The organism is Ornithinibacillus salinisoli (genome assembly GCF_042684965.1).
GTDB classification, from domain to species: domain Bacteria; phylum Bacillota; class Bacilli; order Bacillales; family Amphibacillaceae; genus Ornithinibacillus; species Ornithinibacillus salinisoli.
On sequence record NZ_JBHUMI010000016.1, the window covers coordinates 516,752 to 538,452 of the forward strand.

Genomic DNA, 21,701 nt, shown 5'->3' on the forward strand with positions numbered 1-21,701 from the left:
TTATGTTACAGAAAATTTATGACTGGATAGATGAACGTATAGATATTACGCCAATCTGGCGCGATATCGCTGATCACGAGGTACCTGAACATGTTAACCCTGCCCATCACTTTTCAGCTTTTGTTTATTGTTTCGGTGGTTTAACGTTCTTTGTCGTCGTGATTCAAATATTATCTGGAATGTTTTTAACCATGTACTACGTACCAGATATTGAAAATGCATGGAAATCTGTTTATTACTTACAAACAGAAGTTGCACATGGTCAAATTGTAAGAGGAATGCACCATTGGGGTGCGAGTGTTGTAATTGTAATGCTTTTACTACATACATTACGTGTGTTTTTCCAAGGTGCTTATAAAAAACCACGTGAATTAAACTGGATGGTCGGAGTATTATTGTTCTTTGTAATGCTTGGTCTAGGTTTCACAGGATACTTATTACCATGGGATAACAAAGCTTACTTCGCTACTCAGGTTGGACTTGAAATTGCGGAACAAGTTCCGTTTATTGGAGAATATTTGAAGACTCTGTTAGCTGGTGACGCTGAAATTGTAGGTGCACAAACGTTAACAAGATTCTTTGCAATCCATGTCTTCTTCTTGCCTGGAGCATTGTTTGCACTAATGGCAGCACACTTTGTTTTAATACGTAGACAAGGTATTTCAGGACCACTATAAAAAGGAGGGAAAGCTGTGCATAAGGGTAAAGGAATGAAGTTTGTCGGTGACTCTCGTGTCTCTGCCGAACGTAAATCACAAATTCCAAAAGACTATTCTGAGTATCCTGGTAGAACAGAAGCTTTCTGGCCTAACTTTTTATTAAAAGAGTGGTTGGCTGGTTCTGTATTCTTAGTTGGATTCTTATCATTAACATTAGCACATCCATCACCATTAGAGGGAGTAGCTGATCCAACGAATGCAGCTTATATACCTCTACCAGATTGGTACTTCTTGTTCTTATATGAACTTTTAAAATATGAATTTGCCAGTGGACCATATGTTATAATGGGAATCTTGGTATTGCCAGGACTAGCATTCGGTGCCTTATTATTAGCACCGTTCTTAGACAATGGGCCTGGACGAAGACCACACCAACGTCCTATAGCTAATATTATGATGATCTTAGGATTAGTTGCGACGATTTGGTTAACCTATACTTCGGCTGCACACGTTGATTGGGAAACACGTGCAGAACAAAATAAACCTGTTCCACCAAACGCTGTAGAAATTGACACAGAACATGAAGGTTATGCAGTTTATGAAGCCAATTGTATGTCTTGTCACGGTGGAGAGTTAGAAGGTGGGGGCGCTGCACCACCATTAGTAGGTATTGAATATTCAGCTGAAGAAGTTGCTGATATTGCACAGAACGGTATAAATACGATGCCACCTGATCAATTCACAGGTTCAGATGAAGAATTAGAACAACTTGTAGACTTTATTATGTCTGTTAATGAACAAGAGGAATAACGAATGATAATTGCACCTTTGCCATAATCAATGGTAAAGGTGTTTTTTATCATTAATTACTTATAGAAAGGATCAAACGTTCATGATCAAGTATCTTCTGATTGATAAGCGCTTTTTAATTTTGTTATTTATCATCAATTTAGTTGGAACAATATATGGTTACATGTGGTATGAACCCCAATTAGTGGATACACCAAAAGAATTTTTGTTATTTGTTCCAGATAGCCCCACTGCAAGTTTGTTCTTTACCATATTTTTATTATTCTTCATTTTCAATAAACATGTACCTTACATTGAGGCGTTAGGAATGGTCACTCTGTTTAAGTATGGTGTATGGGCAGTAGTCATGAATATGTTGACATTAATTATTAATGGCTCCTTACATCCATCTGGATACATGCTCATGATATCTCATGGTGCAATGGCCATTCAAGGGCTTCTCTATGCTCCTTATTACAAAATTAAAGTCCATCATATAGTTGTGGCGGCAATTTGGACACTTCACAATGACGTGATAGATTATGTATTTGGAATGATGCCTAGGTATTCTTCATTAAATGAATACATGAGTGAAATTGGATATTTTACATTTTGGTTAAGTATTATATCGATCTTTATTACATACCAATTAACAATTTGTAGAAAGAAAAAAACTCTATAATTTAGATTGTTATATAAATTGTTTCTCACACATACATTAGTATAAATATGTTGTGAGAGGTGATCTCTATGATAAACAAACATAAAAGAATAAATAGCCGATGGGCCATAGGGATTGTGTTTTTTTGGGTTGTATTATGTACTGCTCATCCTGTTTTAGCTAGTGAGGAAAGTTCTAAAGAAAATTCGGAAATGATACCGTTTTATTGGGGGGTCTTTATTGTAGGAGGATGTATCGCAATTACATTATCTTACGTTAGTTGGAGAAAATACAAAGGGGAGAAGAAAATAGAGCAAAAAAAGGATAAAATGATTGACTAAAACTCCATTTTTGACTAAAATTGACCTTAAGAACAATCATTATAACAGATGGAGGAATGACAGATGTTTGGTAGTATTGGTGGGTATTTAATCTACCTTGCATTAATTCTAATCATACCATTATGGGCACAGTCTAGAGTAAAAAGCACCTATCGCAAATACTCAAAAGTCCCAACGTCTTCCATGATGACAGGGGCACAAGTGGCTCGTAGTATATTGGATGATAATGGATTATACGATGTACAAATTGAAGAAACAAAAGGTGTATTATCAGATCATTATGATCCACGAAAAAAAGTTGTACGATTATCCAAAGGTATTTATCATGGAAATTCCATGGCATCATCAGCTGTTGCGGCACATGAAGTAGGACATGCTATCCAAGATGATCAGGCATATGCTTTTCTTCGCTTTCGCACAGCATTAGTCCCAGTAGCAAGTTTGGGGTCAAATATGTCGATATTCTTGATCATTGCTGGTTTTCTTTTAACCCAACCTAATTTAGTGCTATTCGGAATCATCTTCATGGCAGTGGCAGTTCTATTTCAACTGGTTACATTGCCGGTTGAATTTGACGCTTCTAGTCGAGCAATGACGCAAATGGTCTCAGCTGGAATCATTCGAAATAACGAAGAAAGAGAAACAAAGAAAGTTTTAAATGCAGCCGCTATGACATATGTTGCTGCTGCATTAGTAGCACTCGCTGAGTTAATCCGTTTTATCTTAATGTTTGCTGCGAGTAATAATGATTAAAAAAATGGGATGTCAATCATCCCATTTTTTTTAATCACGGATATAATGTGAAGCAAGACCTCGTTTCAAGACTTGAAGTTTAAGCCCAATAATGAGGGGATATAGAAAACCTGCTACTTACAGAAGTTTCTACTTATTTTTCAATAGGGTTTTTGTTTTCATCTAATGTAAAACCTTCCCCAATGACATCATGTACAGAACTTACTGCAACAAAAGCATGGGGATCTATTCCATTAATGATATTTTTTAAACGAACGATTTCGTTTCTTCCGATAACACAATAAAGTACATCTCGTTTTTCTCCAGTAAAACTTCCTCTGCCATTCAATACGGTTACACCACGATCCATATCTTTTAATATTTTTTTGGCAATATCATCACTTTGTGAAGAAATAATTGTTGCACCTCGTGCAGCATAAGCACCTTCTTGAATAAAATCAATGACCCTTGCCCCGATATAAACAGCTACTAAAGTATACATTCCTTCAACCAGCTCTAATATGGTAAATACGGATGTTGCAATGACTACAAAATCAAAAAGGAACATGGTCTTTCCCATACTCCATCCAGCATACTTGTGGACAAGCCTGGCAATAATATCCACGCCACCAGTCGTACCACCATAACGAAAAACAATTCCGAGACCTACCCCAATGAAGACCCCAGCAAATAATGCTGCAAGTGTCATATCAGATTGTAAATAGGTAGGAAATGGATTAATTTGAAAGATACTTAAAAATATTGAAACAGCTAATGTTCCAATAATCGTATAAATAAATGTGTTTCTTCCAAGAAACTTCCATCCAATAAACAATACAGGTATATTTAAAATTATATTTGAAATAGCTGGATCCCACTTAAAGGCAAAGTACAGTAATAAAGTAATACCTGTAAATCCACCTTCACCTAAATTATTTTGCATATTAAAATGAACGATTCCAAAAGAAAAGATTGCTGAGCCAATTAAGATAAATATAATGTTTTTTATTTTCAGTCCGAATATCACATCAAATTCCTCCATTCAACCTAAGATGTCGTTACTATTATTGGTCACTTTTTCCATTATAATCAATTTATGAGGGAAGGACAATAAATCATTACGCATAAGTTAGGTTTAAAAATTTGTCAAATTTAATCCGATTAGCTAACATAAAGGTAGAATATAATTGCAAAGGGGATAATTATCATTCAAAAGCAAATGTATACTACCGACGAAATTCAAAAACGAGTGGATGCGTATATTTCTCAATTTAAAGAAGGATATTTCTCACCACTCAGTTTAATGGCTAGACTTACAGAAGAAATCGGTGAATTAGCTAGAGAAGTGAATCATTATTATGGAGAAAAGCCTAAAAAGGCAAGTGAAAATGAGAAAACAATGGAAGAGGAACTTGGAGACATAATTTTTGTCTTAACTTGTTTCGCGAATTCATTACATATAGATCTCTCTGAAGCGTTTCAAATTGCTATTGATAAAATTGAAACCAGGGACAAAGATAGATGGACAAGAAAAGATTCACCTGACCGATCGGAGGAACATAACCATGGCGATTAATGTAATTATAGCGGGTCCACGGGGACGAATGGGTACTGAAGCAGTTGAAATGGTAACAAATGAACCAAATTTACAATTAGTTGCTTGTATAGACCGGAAGAATGATAAAGAAAAAATGAGAGAATATCCAACTTTATCACGCTTGAAAATTCCAGTATTTGAAGATCCTGAGGAATGTTTCCACACTGTTCAAGCAGATGTATTTATAGATCTTACCGTTCCAGAAGCATGTTTTGATCATGCTACCATCGCTATTCAACGTCATATTCGAACCGTAATAGGTACTTCAGGATTAACGAATTCGCAGATTGAGGAACTCAGCGCAATTTCCAAGGAGAATCAAACCGGTTGTATTATTGCCCCTAATTTCGCAATAGGAGCAGTATTAATGATGCAATTTTCTAAGATGGCCGCAAGGTATTTCCCTGATGTTGAGATTATTGAAAAGCACCATGATCAGAAATTAGACGCTCCTTCAGGGACTGCTGTAAAAACAGTTGATCTTATAAAACAAACAAGACTACCGAAAACACAGGGGCATCCAAATGAAGAAGAAATTATTCCAGGTGCTCGTGGAGCGGTGGATGATGGAATTCGGGTACATAGTGTTCGATTACCTGGATTGGTAGCTCATCAAGAAGTAATATTTGGAGGTAGTGGACAAACGTTATCCATAAAGCATGATTCTATAGATCGGAAATCATTTATGTCAGGTGTGAAATTTGCTGTAGAAAATGTTATCGATTTAAATGAACTGGTATATGGTTTGGAAAATATTTTAGACAAATAAGTTAAAGAGGATTCAAATATATGTTAGGTTTAGGGGGATGAATATGAAAATTGCTCTTATTGCCCACGACAAAAAGAAACAAGACATGATTCAGTTTAGTATTGCCTATAAAGGTATTCTAAAAAATCATGAGCTATATGCTACTGGAACGACAGGAAAAAGAATTACAGAGGCAACTGAACTACCAATTCATCGTTTTCAATCCGGCCCATTAGGTGGAGATCAACAAATTGGCGCCATGATTGCTAGTAATGAAATGGATATCGTTATATTTTTTCGAGACCCACTTACAGCCCAACCACATGAACCAGATGTTAGTGCATTAATGAGGTTATGTGATGTACATCTGATACCTCTTGCTACGAATATTGCAGCAGCAGAGCTAATCATCCACGGATTAAAACGAGGCGATCTTAAATGGCGTGAGAATGTAAAATAATAAAAAGGATAGTGACAAATGAAAATAGGAATTACATGCTACCCGACAGTGGGTGGCTCTGGTATTATTGCAACAGAGTTAGGTAAATTATTAGCCGAATCTGGACATGAAATTCATTTTATAACTTCAAGCTTACCATTTCGACTGAATCGTGTTTATCCTTCTATTTATTATCATGAAGTTGACGTTAATCATTATCCTGTTTTTCAATATCCGCCATATGACTTAGCATTAGCTACTAAAATGGCTGAGGTTATTGACCGAGAAGAGCTGGATGTATTACATGTTCACTATGCAATGCCTCATGCTATATGTGCCATATTGGCAAGAGACATTGCAGATAGAGATGTGAAAATTGTAACGACTTTACACGGTACCGATATAACAGTTTTAGGTATAGATGATACGTTCAAAAAAATGATCAAATATGGAATAGAGCGTTCTGATGCTGTTACAGCTGTCTCTTACAGTTTAGCGGAAGAAACAAGAGATCAATTAGGAGTAGAAGAAGATATTACGGTGATTCATAACTTTGTTAATGAGCAAGAATACTATAAAAAGGATCTAGAATCATTAAAACAGCAATACGGGATTCAACCTGGAGAAAAAGTTATTATACATATATCTAATTTTCGTAAAGTAAAACGCGTAGAAGACGTGGTACACACGTTTCATAAAATTAACCAACAAGTTAATGCTAAACTATTACTTGTTGGTGATGGTCCAGAGTATTCTTGTGTCTCAAACCTTGTTTCTAAACTTGATTTAAAAGATAAGGTATTGTTCTTAGGTAAACAAAAGAATATTAGTGATCTACTTTCTATTTCAGATTTAAAAGTACTTATGTCAGAGAAAGAAAGCTTTGGATTGGTATTATTAGAAGCAATGAATTGTGAAGTACCGTGCATCGGAACGAATATTGGTGGAATTCCAGAAGTTATCCAACATGATAAGACTGGATATATTGTAGATTTAGGAGATATTGACCAAGCTGCAAATTATGCTATTTACCTCTTAAAAGATGAAGATTTACTTCGTACTTTTTCAAAGAATGCATTAGCGTTTGCACAATCTAGCTTTCATTCATCCATGATAGTTAAGCAGTATGTTAATTTATATGATGAGATGTTACAAACAGAAGAAAAATGGTGATCGAATGTTAAAAGGTCCATTTATAGATGCGAAAGAAATCATTAATAAAATAGAAAAAAATGGACATCAAGCGTATTATGTAGGTGGCTGTGTACGCGATCTATTGCTTCAGCGACCAATAGGCGATATAGACATTGCTACTTCTGCTCCTCCTACAAAAATTCTTGAGATTTTTGACCACGTTATACCAGTTGGAATGGAACATGGTACGGTTATCGTAAGGCAAAAAGGGGTGTCGTATGAAGTAACTACTTTTCGAGTAGAAGGTAATTATTCGGATCATAGGCATCCTGATACGGTACAATTTATCGATCAAATTGATAAGGACTTAGAACGACGGGATTTTACTATTAATGCACTTGCAATGAATAGGGAAGGATGTATAATTGATTTATTTGATGGTAAAGCAGATTTATACAAAAAAGTAATCCGAACCGTGGGTAACGGAGTCGAACGTTTTTACGAGGACCCACTTCGAATCATTCGTGCATTACGCTTTTCTAGTCAATTGGGTTTTCAGATTGAAACGAACACGTTAACCGCAATGAACCAAGTGAAGCATCAAATCCTTACTATTGCTATCGAACGAATGACAACTGAAATGTCTAAACTTGTCCAAGGGAAATATGTCCATCATGGATTTGCATATTTACAGAAGACGAAAATATATGACTACCTACCGATATTAAAGAAACATCCATATATTATCGACAAAATTTCAACGAAAATAAAACCATTGGGATCCTTAAGTGAATTATTCGCACTATTTTATATGATAGAAACAAGCATAAGTATTTCAACATGGGTCAAATCATGGAAGTGCTCCAATAAGGTGAGAAGGGAAGCAAGCCATTTAGTTGATGCTTTAAAATATTATGAAAAGAATGGATTGAATCAGTGGTTAGTATATCAATTGCCGTCTGAATATCATGATGGTTTCGTAAGGTTAGTAAATTTAGTATTTGAAAATTTATCTGTCTCTAAGACAGAAGTAGCATCCTATGAACGAACACTTCCGATCAGATCTAAGAAAGAATTAGATATTGATGGAAATGATTTAGTCGAATTGTTTCCACATTTGAATCGCGGTCCGTGGATACAACATAAGCTTCAAGAATTGGAAAAAGAAGTTGTATTCGGTAAATTAAATAATAATAGAAATCTATTGAAGGAGTGGATAAAATGGAATCCACCCGAAATAAATTAATTCATTTGTTAGAGCAACATAAAGATACATATATATCGGGGCAGTTATTATCGGACAAGCTACAAATTTCACGTAGTGCTATATGGAAGCACATGAAAGAGCTACAAAAAGATGGCTATGAAATTGAAGGTATACCAAAAAAAGGATATCGTATTGTTAGTTCTCCTGACCGATTAAGTGAAAATACAATACAATGGGGACTAAGAACAAATTGGCTAGGGAAATCAATTATTCATAAAGAAGTAACTACATCTACCCAGCATATTGCACACCAAGTTGCGCAGGAAAACGCCGAACATGGTACGGTAATCATTGCAGATGAACAAACTAATGGAAAGGGAAGAATGAACCGTCATTGGTATTCTACACGTGGGAAAGGAATTTGGTTAAGTATTATCTTGCGCCCAACTATATTACCATATCTTGCGCCTCAGCTTACACTTTTAACCGCTTGCGTATTGGCAGATGTAATCAATAAAGAAACAAAAACGAATTCGAAAATAAAATGGCCGAATGATATTTTAATAAATGGAAGAAAAATAGCTGGAATATTAACTGAGATGCAAGCGGAACAAGATCAAATTCAGTATGTTGTTATCGGAATGGGAATAAACGTTAATCATACTGAAAATGACCTACCGGGTGACATTCAAGAAAAAGCTACTTCCTTATTATTAGAATCAAAAGAAAGGGTCAATTTAAAAAACTTAATTCAACAAATATTAGTTACTTTTGAGCAAGAGTATGATGCCTATATAAAAGATGGCTTCTCCAAAGTGAAAAAGAAATGGGAAAGTCACAGCTTTAAAATTGGTGAGAATGTTCAAATAACAACGTTGAAAAATCAGTGGACTGCAACGTTTTCAGGAATTGCAGAAGATGGTGCGCTACTAATAACCAATGATAATGGAGAAATTGAAAAATTATATTCAGCACAGATTGATTGGTTCCATTCGTGATGTATGTGATAAAAGTGATTAAGAACTACTCTTATCAAAAATTATGATAAGAGTTTTGATTATGTTAAAAATAAAGAGAGAAAATATATTTGGAAGGTGGGGGTGGAAATGGATAGGTATGTAGTTGTTGATTTAGAAACTACAGGAAATAGTACCAATATCGATCAGATTATCGAGGTTGGGATTGTTGTTATTGAAAACAACGAAATTGTTGATGAATTTTCAACATTACTCCGACCGAATAAGCCGATCCCACCATTTGTTTCTAAGCTTACTGGCATATCAGATAGTGATGTAGCATTTGCGCCATTATTTGAGGAAATGGCAAGTGATGTCGTAGAAATTTTTAAAAACAGTTATTTAATTGCTCATAATGTTCCTTTTGATTTAGGTTTTTTAAACGCAGAGTTACAATCTGTTGGTATGAATCAACTGAATAATCCAGTAATCGATACCGTCGAACTAACACGTATTATGTACCCACAAGCACCTAGTTATAAATTAGGTCAATTAGCAGAATATTTACATATAATTCATCATGATCCGCACCGTGCGTTATCAGATGCGATTGTTACAGCAAAACTTTTTATTCAACTGAGGAGAAAAATGGAATCTCTTCCACTTGAAACCGTGGAGCATTTATTAAAATTGGAGAAATCTTTTAAATCTGATATCTACGAATTACTCCATAACCAGAAAGAGCGATTAACTTATTCTGCAAACCAAGATAACCGGTTTTCCATATGCAAAGGATTAGCTTATAAAGCTTTTCACGAAATTAATGAAGGTGCTGAAAGTTCATGTCATTCGTTTGGTGGTTATTTAGATAGCATTTATGAGCAAAATGGTAAGATGGCTAATCTTTTACCAAATTATGAAAAGAGAACTGGTCAACGTCAAATGTCTGAATGTATATATGACACATTTCGTTCAAAGAATCATGCAATCATTGAAGCGGAAACAGGAACTGGAAAATCTGTAGCCTATTTATTACCAGCAGTTTTCGAAGCTGTAACGTATAAGCAGAGGATAGTTATTAGCACATTCACTACACAGTTACAGTCCCAACTGTTAGAAGAAGAGATTCCATTAATTACTGATATTGTTCCTTTTCCGTTTCAAGTTGCCTTGCTGAAAGGGAGGCAGCATTATCTCGATTTAGAGAAGTTTGCAATAGAGATTGCTAATGTTCAACAGGACAACTATGATATTACGTTAACAAAAGCAATGATATTAGTTTGGTTAACAGAAACGGAAACTGGAGATATTGATGAATTACATCTACCATCTAGTGGGTATTTGTTTTACCAAAAAGTATCAACTGATTCAGACGGTGATCTTGAATATTCCTTTTATCAAAGGGCACGAAAGAGAGCAAGTGATGCGGATATATTAATTACCAATCATGCTCTATTATGTACAGATATATTCCATGATTATCAATATCTTCCAACTTACAGTAAAGTAATTATTGATGAAGCACATCATTTTGAAGAGACGGCTACACGTCATTACGGACTAAAGTTAGATTATGTAAATTTACAATATACATTAAATCGTATTGGTGCTACAGCTAATGATATGGTAGGTAGTACCACATTAACAGAACAGGTATCCTTTGAAAGTTGGAAGGAATTAATCGCTAAAACAAAATATGAAGTAGATGAGTTATTTCGAACATTATTCCAATATGTTCTCAATAAACACCATGATAAATATGCCAGAAGTGACACTGGAAGAATTCAGTATCGTTTTACTAATGATTCAATAGCAGATAAGCAATGGAACATTATTACGGAAATGGCATCGAGAATTAATTATTTCCTAAGGGAACAAATACGTTTTCTAGAGACTATAGTTCCAAGAAACCAAGAAAATATTACTGTAAATGATATTAGAAATAAAATAGAAAAATTACGAAAATTAATTGATGATCTACAGCATTTGTTTGTTGAAAATAACTTGGAGCAATTTGTTAATTGGGTAGAAATAGAAGCAAGTGGAGCTAAAAATGCAGTATATTTATATAGTGAGCCTAGGGATATTTCTCATACTTTAGCAAATTTATTTTTTGATGAAAAAGAAAGTGTTATTTTAACCAGTGCAACGTTAACGATGAAAAATTCCTTTTCATTTATTACAAAAAGATTAGGGATTCCGAGTGAGCGTTTGACTACGAAACAAATTGGTTCACCCTTTTCATATGAAAATCAAGTTAGGTTAATGGTGCCAAATGATTTTCCGGATATAAATAAAGGAAATATGGATGATTTTATTTATGCTACTTGTGAAGCTATTCTGTCATTAGCTGAGATCACAAGTGGAAGAATGATGATACTTTTTACTTCTTATGATATGTTGAAACGTGCATATGAACTAATTAGGGAATTAATGGAATTGGATCAATACGTATTAATCGCCCAAGGTATAACAAGTGGAAGCAGGTCAAGGTTAAAGAAAAATTTTCAAACCTTCGATCAAGCAATTTTATTTGGGACGAGTTCATTTTGGGAAGGTGTAGATATCCCTGGTGATGATTTATCTTGTTTAATGATTGTACGGTTGCCATTTCAGCCGCCTAATCATCCAACATATGAAGCAAAGGCAAATTATTTACGAGAGCAACAAGGAAATCCTTTTTACGAACTAGCATTACCAAATGCGGTGATTCGATTTAAGCAAGGTTTTGGAAGGCTAATTCGTTCCTCGACTGATCGTGGAATTGTGTTTGTCTGTGATGCAAGAATAGTTAAAGCAAGATATGGCAAGTATTTTACAGATTCTATACCAAAAGTTCCTCTTGCATTTGAATCAACCCACGAATTAATGAAACGGGCTCAAGATTGGTTTTAGACAAGGAAATAAAAAATACTGATGCAGACATTGCATCAGTATTGTAAAATAAATGGTATGGGTTAGAAAAATTTTAGTTGAAATATAAACGAAGACTTAATACGTCTAATAATACTTTTTTATTAGTGTATTTTACCTTTCTTATGTTCAACGTTAGGTTTAGTATTAGCTTAGAATTGCAATATATGATTAACAATATATGATAAAAGAAACAGCATTTTTACTGGAGGGTAAAAAATGGTTACAATAAAAATGGTAAATAAAAAGCTCCAACATTCACAAGTCTCGTATCATAAGTTGTTTGTAAAACAATGAATTATCATTTTAGAAATGAACGCAAAACCGTACCTCGATGGTTAAAATGGAGCTTTTTAGTTGTAGGTGTTGCGATAATTTCTTGTATAATTTATAGTGTTTTCTTTTATCAAAGTATGTTAAATAACAAAACAGAGGGATTTGCAGAAACAAAAGAAAAGGTCATTGATTCCACAGATATAGTGGAAGTTAATGATATCATCCGTTTTCATGGTAACGAGTATTATCATATTGTTTCTGGAAAAACCAACAAGGATATCAAGCAATTTGTTTTTGTACCGATAACAGAAGATAAGGAAAAAAAAGATGAATATATAATTATTGATCAAGATGATATTCTTTCTCATGATTCCATTAAACGTGACTGGCAAAATAATTGCAATGATTGTAATCTGATCAAGATTATTCCAGCTATTATTGAAGAAAATCCGCTATGGGAAATTACATACACGGACGATTCGAATCGATACGTAATGGATTATGTATCCATTTATGACGGTTCGCAATATGAACAGTTACGCTTAAGAAAAACTTTTAAATAGAGGAGTAGATAGAAAATGGATATTTCAAACAGAGTAAAAACGTTGACTCCTTCAACAACATTAGCGATTACAGCAAAAGCCAAAGAACTGAAAAATGAGGGCTATGATGTTATTGGGTTAGGTGCTGGTGAACCAGATTTTAATACGCCAAATTACATATTAGAAGCTGCTAAAAATGCAATGATGAATGGCATGACAAAGTATACTCCGGCTGGAGGAGTTGCTGAGCTAAAACAAGCCATTCTGAATAAGTTTTCAAGGGATAATAATTTAATATATACCCCAAACGAAGTAATCGTAACAACAGGTGCCAAGCACGCTCTCTATTCGTTATTTCAGGTAATACTTAATGATGGCGATGAAGTTATTATTCCATCACCTTACTGGGTTAGTTATCCAGAACAAGTGAAGTTGGCTGGAGGTAATCCTGTAATTGTAGATGCGCTGGAAGAGAATAAGTTTAAAATTACTCCTGAGCAGCTAGAAACATCTATTACAAAGAACACGAAAGCACTAATTATAAACTCTCCGAGTAACCCTACAGGGATGATGTACGATGAAGATGAGTTAAAACGTTTAGGTGAAATTTGTTTAGAGTATGGACTTTTAATTATTTCAGATGAAATATATGAGAAGTTAATATATACGGATGATCAACATGTATCTATCGCTCAGCTTTCACCAGAATTAAAAGAACAGACAGTCGTTATTAATGGATTGTCGAAGTCTCATGCGATGACTGGCTGGCGTATTGGTTATGCAGCTGGACCTGAAAAAATTATTAAAGCGATGACTAATTTGGCATCTCATTCAACGTCCAATCCGACATCGATTGCACAGTATGCCGCTATAGCAGCATATGAGGAAGATGTCGATTCTACAATTGAAATGAGAAAAGTATTTACAGAAAGACTACATACATTATATGATTTACTTGAGGACATTCCAGGAATTACTTGTTTAAAACCTAAAGGTGCCTTCTATTTATTCCCAAATGCTACGGAAGCCGTAAAAAATAATGGTTTTTCATCAGTAGATGAGTGGGTAGCTGCTTTGTTAGCAGAGGAGAAGGTTGCTATAGTTCCCGGATCTGGATTTGGTGCACAAAATAATATACGCTTATCTTATGCCACTTCCATGGAACAACTCGTTGAAGCTGCAAAACGAATAAAAAGATTTGTACTTCACCATCAATCTTAAAATAGAATTAATAATGGATTTTGGAGGTAATTTTTTTGAAAACAACTATCGCAAAGGTATCAGAATATGAAGGTCAAGTAGTCACAATTGGTGCTTGGTTAGCCAATAAACGTTCTAGTGGGAAAATAGCTTTTTTACAACTACGTGATGGGACAGGCTTTATGCAAGGGGTAGTAGTAAAAAATGATGTTGAGGAAGAAACGTTTAATCTCGCTAAAAACATTACACAAGAAACTTCGATGTACATAACAGGTAAAATTGTTGAAGACACTAGATCTCCTCTAGGTTACGAGATGCAAGTCCAATCCATTGAAATCATTCATGAAGCAGTGGATTACCCAATTACACCGAAGGAGCACGGAACTGAATTTTTGATGGATCATCGTCACTTATGGCTAAGATCTAAAAGACAACATGCTGTAATGAAAATACGTAATGAAATAATTCGAGCTACCTATCAATTTTTTAATGATAATGGTTATGTGAAAGTAGATCCTCCAATCTTGACGGGTTCTTCCGCAGAGGGGACAACAGAGTTATTTCATACGAAGTATTTTGAAGAAGAAGCTTACTTATCTCAAAGTGGACAGTTATATATGGAAGCAGCAGCAATGGCATTCGGAAAAGTATTTTCATTCGGACCAACTTTCCGTGCTGAAAAGTCAAAAACTCGTCGCCATCTGATCGAATTCTGGATGATAGAACCAGAAATGGCATTTGTTGATCATGATGAAAGCTTGGAAATCCAGGAGCAATATGTTAGCTTTATTGTGCAATCCGTATTAGAAAATTGTAAATTGGAACTAGAAACATTAGGTAGAGACACATCAAAACTAGAAAATATTAAAGCTCCTTTCCCAAGAATTTCATATGATAAAGCGATTCAATTATTAAAGGATAAAGGATTTACCGATATTGAATGGGGCGAAGACTTTGGAGCTCCTCATGAAACGGCTATTGCAGAGAGTTTTGAAAAACCTGTATTTATTACAAATTATCCTGCTGAAATTAAAGCCTTTTATATGAAGCCAGATCCGGAGAGATCAGAAGTTGTATTATGTGCAGACCTAATAGCTCCTGAGGGCTATGGTGAAATCATTGGTGGATCACAACGCATTGATGATCTAGCATTAATGGAGAAACGCTATGAAGAACATGATTTAACTGGTGAAGCTTATAAATGGTATTTAGAATTAAGACAATACGGTAGTGTTCCTCATTCCGGATTTGGGTTGGGATTAGAACGAACTGTAGCTTGGTTATCAGGTGTTGATCATGTGAGGGAAACTATTCCATTCCCAAGATTGTTAAACCGTTTATACCCATAATAATTAACCTTTACGAATAAATCCCTTGCGTATTATGCAAGGGATTTTATTGTCGAATATTTGTTGGAACATGCTATACTATCTAAGAGGTGTAATATGATGACAAAACCAATTCCAATTCAACATATATTAACAAATCAATTACCAATTCCAGAAAAATTATTGACTTCGTATAACCAATTAGGTCTAAATGAAACCGACTTAGTGGTCATTTTACAATTATATCGTTTTCTATATGGTCATAATAATTTTCCTACACCATTTGAATTGGCTTCAATCTTAACAATTGATGAAAAAGAGTGCGCAAAGATTTTAAGAAAACTAATTCAAAAAAATATGTTATCGATCGAACAGTTGGAAAATGAAAATAAGCAATTGAGTGAAGCTTATTCATTGGAACCATTGTGGGAGAAGCTATATACCACTGTGGAAGAAAAAAAGGATGAACAACTAGAAGGTACACTCTTTATATTATTCGAACAAGAGTTTGGAAGACCCTTGTCTCCATTTGAGATCGAAACTATAAATACTTGGTTAGATGAAGACGAAATTTCTCCATCCTTAATAAAAGCAGGATTAAGAGAATCAGTGCTTATGGGAAAATTAAATTTCAAGTATATTGACCGTATCTTACGTGAATGGAAACGAAAGGGAATCCATACGGTTGAGCAAGCCCGTGATGCAAGCAAGAAGTTTCATGAAAACCAACAATCCAAAACACAGGATACAAGAAAAGAAAGGGATACTTCATTTTATTACAATTGGCTAGAGGGGGAAGAATAGCTATGCTAAATAAAAAAGAAATACGGTTTTGTTTAGATGAAATAGAGAAAATGTTTCCTAATGCTGACTGTGAATTAGATCATTCCAACCCATTTGAACTCGTCATTGCCGTTTTACTTTCCGCCCAGTGTACAGATGTATTGGTGAATAAAGTAACAAAAGAGTTGTTTGAGAAATATAAAACACCGGAAGATTATTTAGAAGTTTCATTAGAAGAACTTCAATCTGATATTCGTTCTATTGGTCTTTATCGAAACAAAGCCAAAAATATTCAGAAACTATGTCGCGTTTTAATTAATGAATACAATGGGGAAGTACCAAATACTAAAGAGGAGTTAGAAAAGCTTGCAGGGGTTGGAAGAAAGACAGCTAATGTTGTTGCTTCGGTTGCCTTTCACGAACCTGCTATCGCTGTTGATACGCATGTTGAGCGTGTGTCAAAAAGACTAGGAATTTGTAGATGGAAGGATTCTGTATTAGAAGTTGAAAAAACATTAATGAAAAAAGTACCTATGGATGAGTGGAGTGCCACTCACCATAGAATGATTTTTTTTGGTCGTTATCATTGTAAAGCAAGAAATCCCAATTGTTCTGAGTGCCCATTATTAGAAATGTGTAGGGAAGGGCAGAAACGCATGAAAATGAATTAATAAGTTAAAGAGCGGATATTCCAGTGGAATATCCGCTCTAACTGTATTATGTTTCTCCGTCTTCCACGTTTCCTTCTTCATCACTTACAGGATCTTCTGCAGGTATATCAATAGTTATACTTGAAGGTTCACCTGTAACGCCTTGGTTGGCCCCATTTTTACCTACTGGGGTGATTGTAACCGTGTACGTAATACCTGGTTCAATTCCGCTAATTTCAACACCAGTATTTTCAACAGTTAACGATTGATTGTTTGGTCCGACGACAACTTCAAAACTAGCCGGTGGACCATTATAACTCCACGTTACATCAATAAAGTTTTCATCCTCGTTGAACGATGCATCTAATCCATCAACAGAAGGAATATTTCCTTCTTCGGGTTCTTCTTCCTCTTCCTCTTCTTCACGTTGAACCGTAACAGAGGTAGTTTTTGCTTCACTAACATTTGATTCATCTTCTTTACTTACGACAACGACTTGAATTTCATAGTTTCCACCATCTTCTAGTTCAGAGATTTCCATAAACGTATCTTCTGTAGAAGAAAGATTTTGCATTTGGCCACCATCGATACTGGCGCTTACTTCAAACATTACATCTTCATCCGAATCATACTTCCATTCAACTCGAATGGAGTCAGATTCTCCGTCATATTCAGCTTTAAGACCTTCGACAGGATCTAATTGATCAAATTTCTCGGATTCCTTTTTCGGCTCGGTTCCTTTAACAAAGAGTTCTTTCACTATTTCAGATTTTGGCGTGTAATCACTTGGAAGTGCAGCAGGGTTGGAGCCTTTTTCAATGGCAACTTCCACTACTGAATCTGGTTTGACAAAATCAGGTGTATCAATGTCTTTAGATATCTCGGTCATGGTGTGTTTGAATAATTGTTGTGCAACTGTAGAATAACCTTCAATTGCTCTATTATCATCGTATCCAGTCCAGATTGCCATTGTATAATTTGTGCTATAGCCACTAAACCAAGAATCTTTCGCTCTACCATCCTCACGAGTAGAGGTACCGGTTTTACCTGCTACAGGTACTCCAGGTACATTGGCTGCAGTACCACCACCATCTGTAACAACGGATTTTAGCATATCTGTTATCATATATGCGGTATACTCAGACATGACTACCTCTGGTTCCGGGTTAAACTCATATGTTTGCCCTTCAGGGTAAACAACCTTTGTAATGGCATATGGCTCATTATAGATACCTTCATTGGCGAATGGGCGATAAGCAGCAGCAAGTTGTAGCGGATTAACTTCTGTTTCTGTTCCCCCAATACCTTCACCAATCTGTCTAGTTTTAAGTGAAATACCTAATTTTTCAGCAAAAGGCGTAGCAAGGTCAAATCCAGTTTCTTCTAACGTCTTTAATGCCGGAACATTATAGGAGTGAGCAATAGCTGTTCTCATTGAAACCCAGCCGTGAAAACGATTATCGAAATTATTAACAGTACGTCCGCCGCCTATTTCATACGGCTTATCATCGTTGATTTGGTGGTATGTTGATAATTTATTATGCTCTATAGCCGGACCATAAACAACGATTGGTTTGATCGTTGATCCTGGTTGGCGACTACCTTGAATGGCATAGTTCCAGCCACCTTCACCTGTTTTATTCCTACCGCCACCAATTGCCCTAATCGCTCCAGTTTTCGTGTCAAGAACAGATAAACCAGCTTGAAATTCATCATCTGGATACTGAATAGGGTTTTCCTCACTATCTGTTAATAAAAATTCAACGTATTCTTGCATGTCACTATCTAATGTTGTATGAATTTCTAAACCATCTGAAAAAATATCAGCACCGTCTAATTTTTCTTCTACTTCTTTTTTCACTTGTTGGATAAATGCTTCATATTTATCTGATTCAGGTCTTTCTTCTCGTAATAGAGAAGGAATATCAACTTCTAATGCCTCATCCGCTTCTTCCTGTGTTATTTTTTCATGACGAACCATTAATTTTAATACTGTTTCCATTCGATATCTAGTTAAATCAGGGTTATCAAACGGATTATATGCAGAAGGGCGCTGTGGTAATCCCGCCAAAATTGCTGCTTCTGGTAAAGTTAATTCGTGTAAATCCGTTTTACCAAAATAAGTCTCTGCTGCTTGAGCAACTCCCCAGGCTCTACTACCGTAAAAGATTTTGTTTAAGTACATTTCCAAAATTTCTTCTTTCTCATATTCTCGTTCTAACTTTAATGCTAACCATTGTTCCTGTACTTTGATGCTTATTTTTTTCTCAGGACTTAGAAAAGACTTCTCAACTACTTGTTGGGTTATGGTACTAGCACCTTCAGAGCCAAAACCATGACGAATATTGGCAATGACTGCACCACCGATCCGTTTTAAGTCGATACCAGAATGTTCAAAGAATCGAGCATCTTCAGTTGCCACTACAGCATCGATAAGAATATCTGGTAATTCTTCATACTCAATTTTTGTACGCTTTTCTTCACCGGCTAAGTCTGCAATAACTTCACCATCTTTATCATACACTTTGGAAGATAGTGGAACATCCAATTTGGATGCATCAATTTCTGGTGCTGTGGCAATATAATAAGTGAATAGTCCTGCTACACCAATTCCTATAGCTATAAACAATATGAGTACCAATAAAAGTATTTTTTTCCAAATTGGTTTCTTTTTTGATTTCTTTTGTTTTCTTCGCGCAGTACGAGTTTGGCCTTTATCTGCCATAGCTCACTACCTCCATTCTAAAAATAAAGCTTATCTATAATTGATAAATAGTCTACTCTTTTTTGATAGTGAAAAGGGATAATTGTTCCATTTTCTTTTATTTTAGGGTATGGTATAGATTTTCTACCATCTTTTTGCTTTTCATACCAATATGGAAACAAGTTTTCTGCTGGGAAGTAATATGTTTCCTCAAATGGAGAAAAACGAATAAGAAAAAAACAGATACCTCCATGTCTTATAATTGATTCCATATGTTTTATTTGATGCTCATGGATATTTGCCAATGGAAATAATGTTTTGTTTTTTGTCTCCTTTGCTTCGAAATCAATATACTTGTTTCGATATATACCATTATAATCAGTTGTAGAAGCTTGCTTAAAATATGCCTCTGTTATAACGGCAGCACTTCGTTTTGGATATTTGACGTTTACAATTTGTACAGGTGTAGGTTTCTTATGAATGATTGCTTGATCTGTTTCCAGATAATACGTATTTGTTACGTTAATATCCGATTCAAGTGACATACCCCGATTACTATACCCTTGATTAGTTTGTTTAAACTTGTTTTGATTAAGACTTTTTCTCTTCCCATTTGGATAGTTCACGCTGTATCCCCCTAGTTATTACAGTATCATATCAGAAAAAACCTACCTTGTAATTTCTAAACTACTCATTCACTTTACGAAGTAAAAGATAGCTTAATTGGAAAGTAGGTATTCCTATGGATATAGAATGGAGTAAACAGTACTGTTTATATTATATAACAAAAATGACCAAGAAGCATAATTTGGATAACATATCACGTACGAAAGCATACCAACATTTTTACTTACAATACCCGGAAATTAAATGGGCTTTGGTTGCGAGTATTGTTTCCAGAAATGCAGGATGGAATATGACAGATTTATACTTACCAGCATATCAGTCTTTGTTAAGTAAAAAAGAAAGAACACAGTTGTTTATGACATATGAGAGAGCAAATTGGCTAATATTTTCAGATGCATTCCCACAGCTACTAGTTTATAAATTATCCAGAAAGTACAACAGACCATTATTTTATTTGTTAAAAAAATATAATGTTTCCACTTATATGATTAACGAGTGGAACCATTTTTGGAAGACAAACGATACGGAACGATTAATGGTTGCTTTAATTATTAACGAACAGAATGTAATTCAAACTCCTGTAATTAATCAATCTTACTTTAAACATCACGTATTTATGCGATTACCATACTTAGTCCAAGACTTCTTGTTAATGAATGCAGTATTACTTCCTACAAGGTCAGGAATAATTTACGGAGAATTTGTCCAAGGTTTCACAAAGATAAAAAATCGAATTTCAATAGGTAAACAAATTGCCGCAACTATATTTTCCGAAAATATCTATCAGGAGATTATTCGTTTTGTTAAATCTGTTGAGCATACGGGATCTAGAATGGATTATGAACAATTTCTCCCAGTTCCACCTTCTAGAAATCCGTTTTTAAGGATAGTTTATCCAGTTATAACCCATCAAGATAAAATTCGAAATGACTGGTATAAATTAGGGGGGATAAAAAAAGATTGGGTAATTCCTGCTCAGACAGTACCAAATGAAAGAATAGGATCAATATTTTATAAAAAAAGAAATCTTTTACAAGCGTATTACCATTTTAAACAAGTGATTAAAAAATAGGCTCTTTTCGCAAGTTTATTGCAAAATTTATATAAACTGCGACATAACTTATGCATAGATTTACTTTGACAGTCTAATTCAATAGTGTGCTACAAAACCGCTCCGTCAGAATACTTCGCTTTCCGTGGGCACGGCCTCAGCCAGGGAACTTCTTGAATACGCTTCTTCGTTCCCTTGCGCCGAGGAAGCATGCTTCGGAGCGTAACTGGAAGACGCAGGCGCATCTCCGGGGTCTTCGGACACGTGCTGTTCCCACAGGAGGCTCACCAGCCGCCCGCGGAAAGCGAAGTGTATTTCCGAAGAGGTGTAGGGAGCGTTATATTAATTTACAATTTGTAATCAG

The 21,701-nt window shown here is 35.2% G+C and carries 21 protein-coding genes; 18 read left to right on the top strand and 3 right to left on the bottom strand.

Going from position 1 to position 21,701, the window contains the following annotated elements:
- The first annotated feature begins 2 nt into the window (after window positions 1-2).
- From qcrB to ACFSTA_RS13330, 5 genes are all read left to right on the top strand, one after another.
- Complete coding sequence (qcrB, locus tag ACFSTA_RS13310) at window positions 3-677, top strand: menaquinol-cytochrome c reductase cytochrome b subunit (protein WP_377557219.1); 675 nt, start codon at window positions 3-5, stop codon at window positions 675-677.
- A gap of 15 nt (window positions 678-692) precedes the next feature.
- A complete protein-coding gene (locus tag ACFSTA_RS13315) occupies window positions 693-1,469 on the top strand; it encodes a menaquinol-cytochrome c reductase cytochrome b/c subunit (RefSeq protein ID WP_377557220.1) in 777 nt (258 codons plus the stop codon).
- An 82-nt stretch (window positions 1,470-1,551) separates the two neighbouring features.
- The gene (locus tag ACFSTA_RS13320; protein WP_377557221.1) at window positions 1,552-2,130 is read left to right on the top strand and encodes a DUF1405 domain-containing protein; all 579 of its coding nucleotides are present in this window, start codon (window positions 1,552-1,554) and stop codon (window positions 2,128-2,130) included.
- A 68-nt stretch (window positions 2,131-2,198) separates the two neighbouring features.
- Window positions 2,199-2,450 (top strand): sporulation protein YpjB, encoded by a 252-nt coding sequence (locus ACFSTA_RS13325; RefSeq protein WP_377557222.1) that lies wholly within the window; start codon window positions 2,199-2,201, stop codon window positions 2,448-2,450.
- 63 nt (window positions 2,451-2,513) lie between these two features.
- The gene (locus ACFSTA_RS13330; RefSeq protein WP_377557223.1) at window positions 2,514-3,203 is read left to right on the top strand and encodes a zinc metallopeptidase; all 690 of its coding nucleotides are present in this window, start codon (window positions 2,514-2,516) and stop codon (window positions 3,201-3,203) included.
- A gap of 133 nt (window positions 3,204-3,336) precedes the next feature.
- On the opposite strand, the gene ACFSTA_RS13335 is transcribed toward ACFSTA_RS13330, so the two are convergent.
- Window positions 3,337-4,209 carry a YitT family protein gene (locus ACFSTA_RS13335; RefSeq protein WP_377557224.1) on the bottom strand — a complete coding sequence of 291 codons (873 nt, stop codon included), beginning with the start codon at window positions 4,207-4,209 and terminating at the stop codon, window positions 3,337-3,339.
- A 192-nt stretch (window positions 4,210-4,401) separates the two neighbouring features.
- Between ACFSTA_RS13335 and ACFSTA_RS13340 the strand changes: the two genes are divergently transcribed.
- The 12 genes from ACFSTA_RS13340 (at window position 4,402) to nth (ending at window position 16,976) form a co-directional block, all read left to right on the top strand.
- Entirely contained in the window at window positions 4,402-4,758 is a 357-nt protein-coding gene (locus ACFSTA_RS13340; protein WP_377557225.1) for a nucleotide pyrophosphohydrolase, read from the top strand.
- The gene (dapB, locus tag ACFSTA_RS13345; protein WP_377557226.1) at window positions 4,748-5,548 is read left to right on the top strand and encodes a 4-hydroxy-tetrahydrodipicolinate reductase; all 801 of its coding nucleotides are present in this window, start codon (window positions 4,748-4,750) and stop codon (window positions 5,546-5,548) included. Before ACFSTA_RS13340 ends, dapB begins: the two co-directional genes overlap by 11 nt.
- Window positions 5,549-5,591: 43 nt before the next feature.
- Window positions 5,592-5,987, top strand: a complete 396-nt coding sequence (mgsA, locus tag ACFSTA_RS13350) for a methylglyoxal synthase (protein ID WP_377557227.1) — start codon at window positions 5,592-5,594, stop codon at window positions 5,985-5,987.
- Between the two features lie 18 nt (window positions 5,988-6,005).
- Window positions 6,006-7,139, top strand: a complete 1,134-nt coding sequence (gene bshA / locus ACFSTA_RS13355) for an N-acetyl-alpha-D-glucosaminyl L-malate synthase BshA (protein WP_377557228.1) — start codon at window positions 6,006-6,008, stop codon at window positions 7,137-7,139.
- Window positions 7,105-8,346, top strand: a complete 1,242-nt coding sequence (locus tag ACFSTA_RS13360; protein ID WP_377557229.1) for a CCA tRNA nucleotidyltransferase — start codon at window positions 7,105-7,107, stop codon at window positions 8,344-8,346. Before bshA ends, ACFSTA_RS13360 begins: the two co-directional genes overlap by 35 nt.
- Entirely contained in the window at window positions 8,322-9,305 is a 984-nt protein-coding gene (locus ACFSTA_RS13365; RefSeq protein WP_377557230.1) for a biotin--[acetyl-CoA-carboxylase] ligase, read from the top strand. The genes ACFSTA_RS13360 and ACFSTA_RS13365 overlap by 25 nt, the downstream gene beginning before the upstream one ends.
- Before the next feature lie 108 nt (window positions 9,306-9,413).
- Window positions 9,414-12,158 (top strand): ATP-dependent DNA helicase DinG, encoded by a 2,745-nt coding sequence (dinG, locus tag ACFSTA_RS13370; RefSeq protein ID WP_377557231.1) that lies wholly within the window; start codon window positions 9,414-9,416, stop codon window positions 12,156-12,158.
- A 311-nt stretch (window positions 12,159-12,469) separates the two neighbouring features.
- Entirely contained in the window at window positions 12,470-13,015 is a 546-nt protein-coding gene (locus ACFSTA_RS13375) for a cell wall elongation regulator TseB-like domain-containing protein (RefSeq protein WP_377557232.1), read from the top strand.
- 15 nt (window positions 13,016-13,030) lie between these two features.
- Complete coding sequence (locus tag ACFSTA_RS13380) at window positions 13,031-14,215, top strand: pyridoxal phosphate-dependent aminotransferase (RefSeq protein ID WP_377557233.1); 1,185 nt, start codon at window positions 13,031-13,033, stop codon at window positions 14,213-14,215.
- A 35-nt stretch (window positions 14,216-14,250) separates the two neighbouring features.
- Window positions 14,251-15,543: an asparagine--tRNA ligase gene (asnS, locus tag ACFSTA_RS13385; protein ID WP_377557234.1), complete on the top strand. Its 1,293-nt coding sequence runs from the start codon at window positions 14,251-14,253 to the stop codon at window positions 15,541-15,543.
- A gap of 99 nt (window positions 15,544-15,642) precedes the next feature.
- Window positions 15,643-16,326: a DnaD domain-containing protein gene (locus ACFSTA_RS13390; RefSeq protein ID WP_377557235.1), complete on the top strand. Its 684-nt coding sequence runs from the start codon at window positions 15,643-15,645 to the stop codon at window positions 16,324-16,326.
- A 2-nt stretch (window positions 16,327-16,328) separates the two neighbouring features.
- The gene (gene nth / locus ACFSTA_RS13395) at window positions 16,329-16,976 is read left to right on the top strand and encodes an endonuclease III (RefSeq protein WP_377557236.1); all 648 of its coding nucleotides are present in this window, start codon (window positions 16,329-16,331) and stop codon (window positions 16,974-16,976) included.
- A gap of 46 nt (window positions 16,977-17,022) precedes the next feature.
- On the opposite strand, the gene ACFSTA_RS13400 is transcribed toward nth, so the two are convergent.
- Both ACFSTA_RS13400 and recU read right to left on the bottom strand, forming a co-directional pair.
- On the bottom strand, window positions 17,023-19,680 hold the full coding sequence (locus tag ACFSTA_RS13400; RefSeq protein ID WP_377557237.1) for a PBP1A family penicillin-binding protein: 2,658 nt from the start codon (window positions 19,678-19,680) through the stop codon (window positions 17,023-17,025).
- A gap of 17 nt (window positions 19,681-19,697) precedes the next feature.
- Window positions 19,698-20,285 carry a Holliday junction resolvase RecU gene (gene recU / locus ACFSTA_RS13405; protein ID WP_377557239.1) on the bottom strand — a complete coding sequence of 196 codons (588 nt, stop codon included), beginning with the start codon at window positions 20,283-20,285 and terminating at the stop codon, window positions 19,698-19,700.
- 116 nt (window positions 20,286-20,401) lie between these two features.
- On the opposite strand from recU, the gene ACFSTA_RS13410 reads away from it, so the two are divergent.
- Window positions 20,402-21,358 (top strand): DUF2515 family protein, encoded by a 957-nt coding sequence (locus ACFSTA_RS13410; protein ID WP_377557240.1) that lies wholly within the window; start codon window positions 20,402-20,404, stop codon window positions 21,356-21,358.
- Window positions 21,359-21,701: the final 343 nt, after the last annotated feature.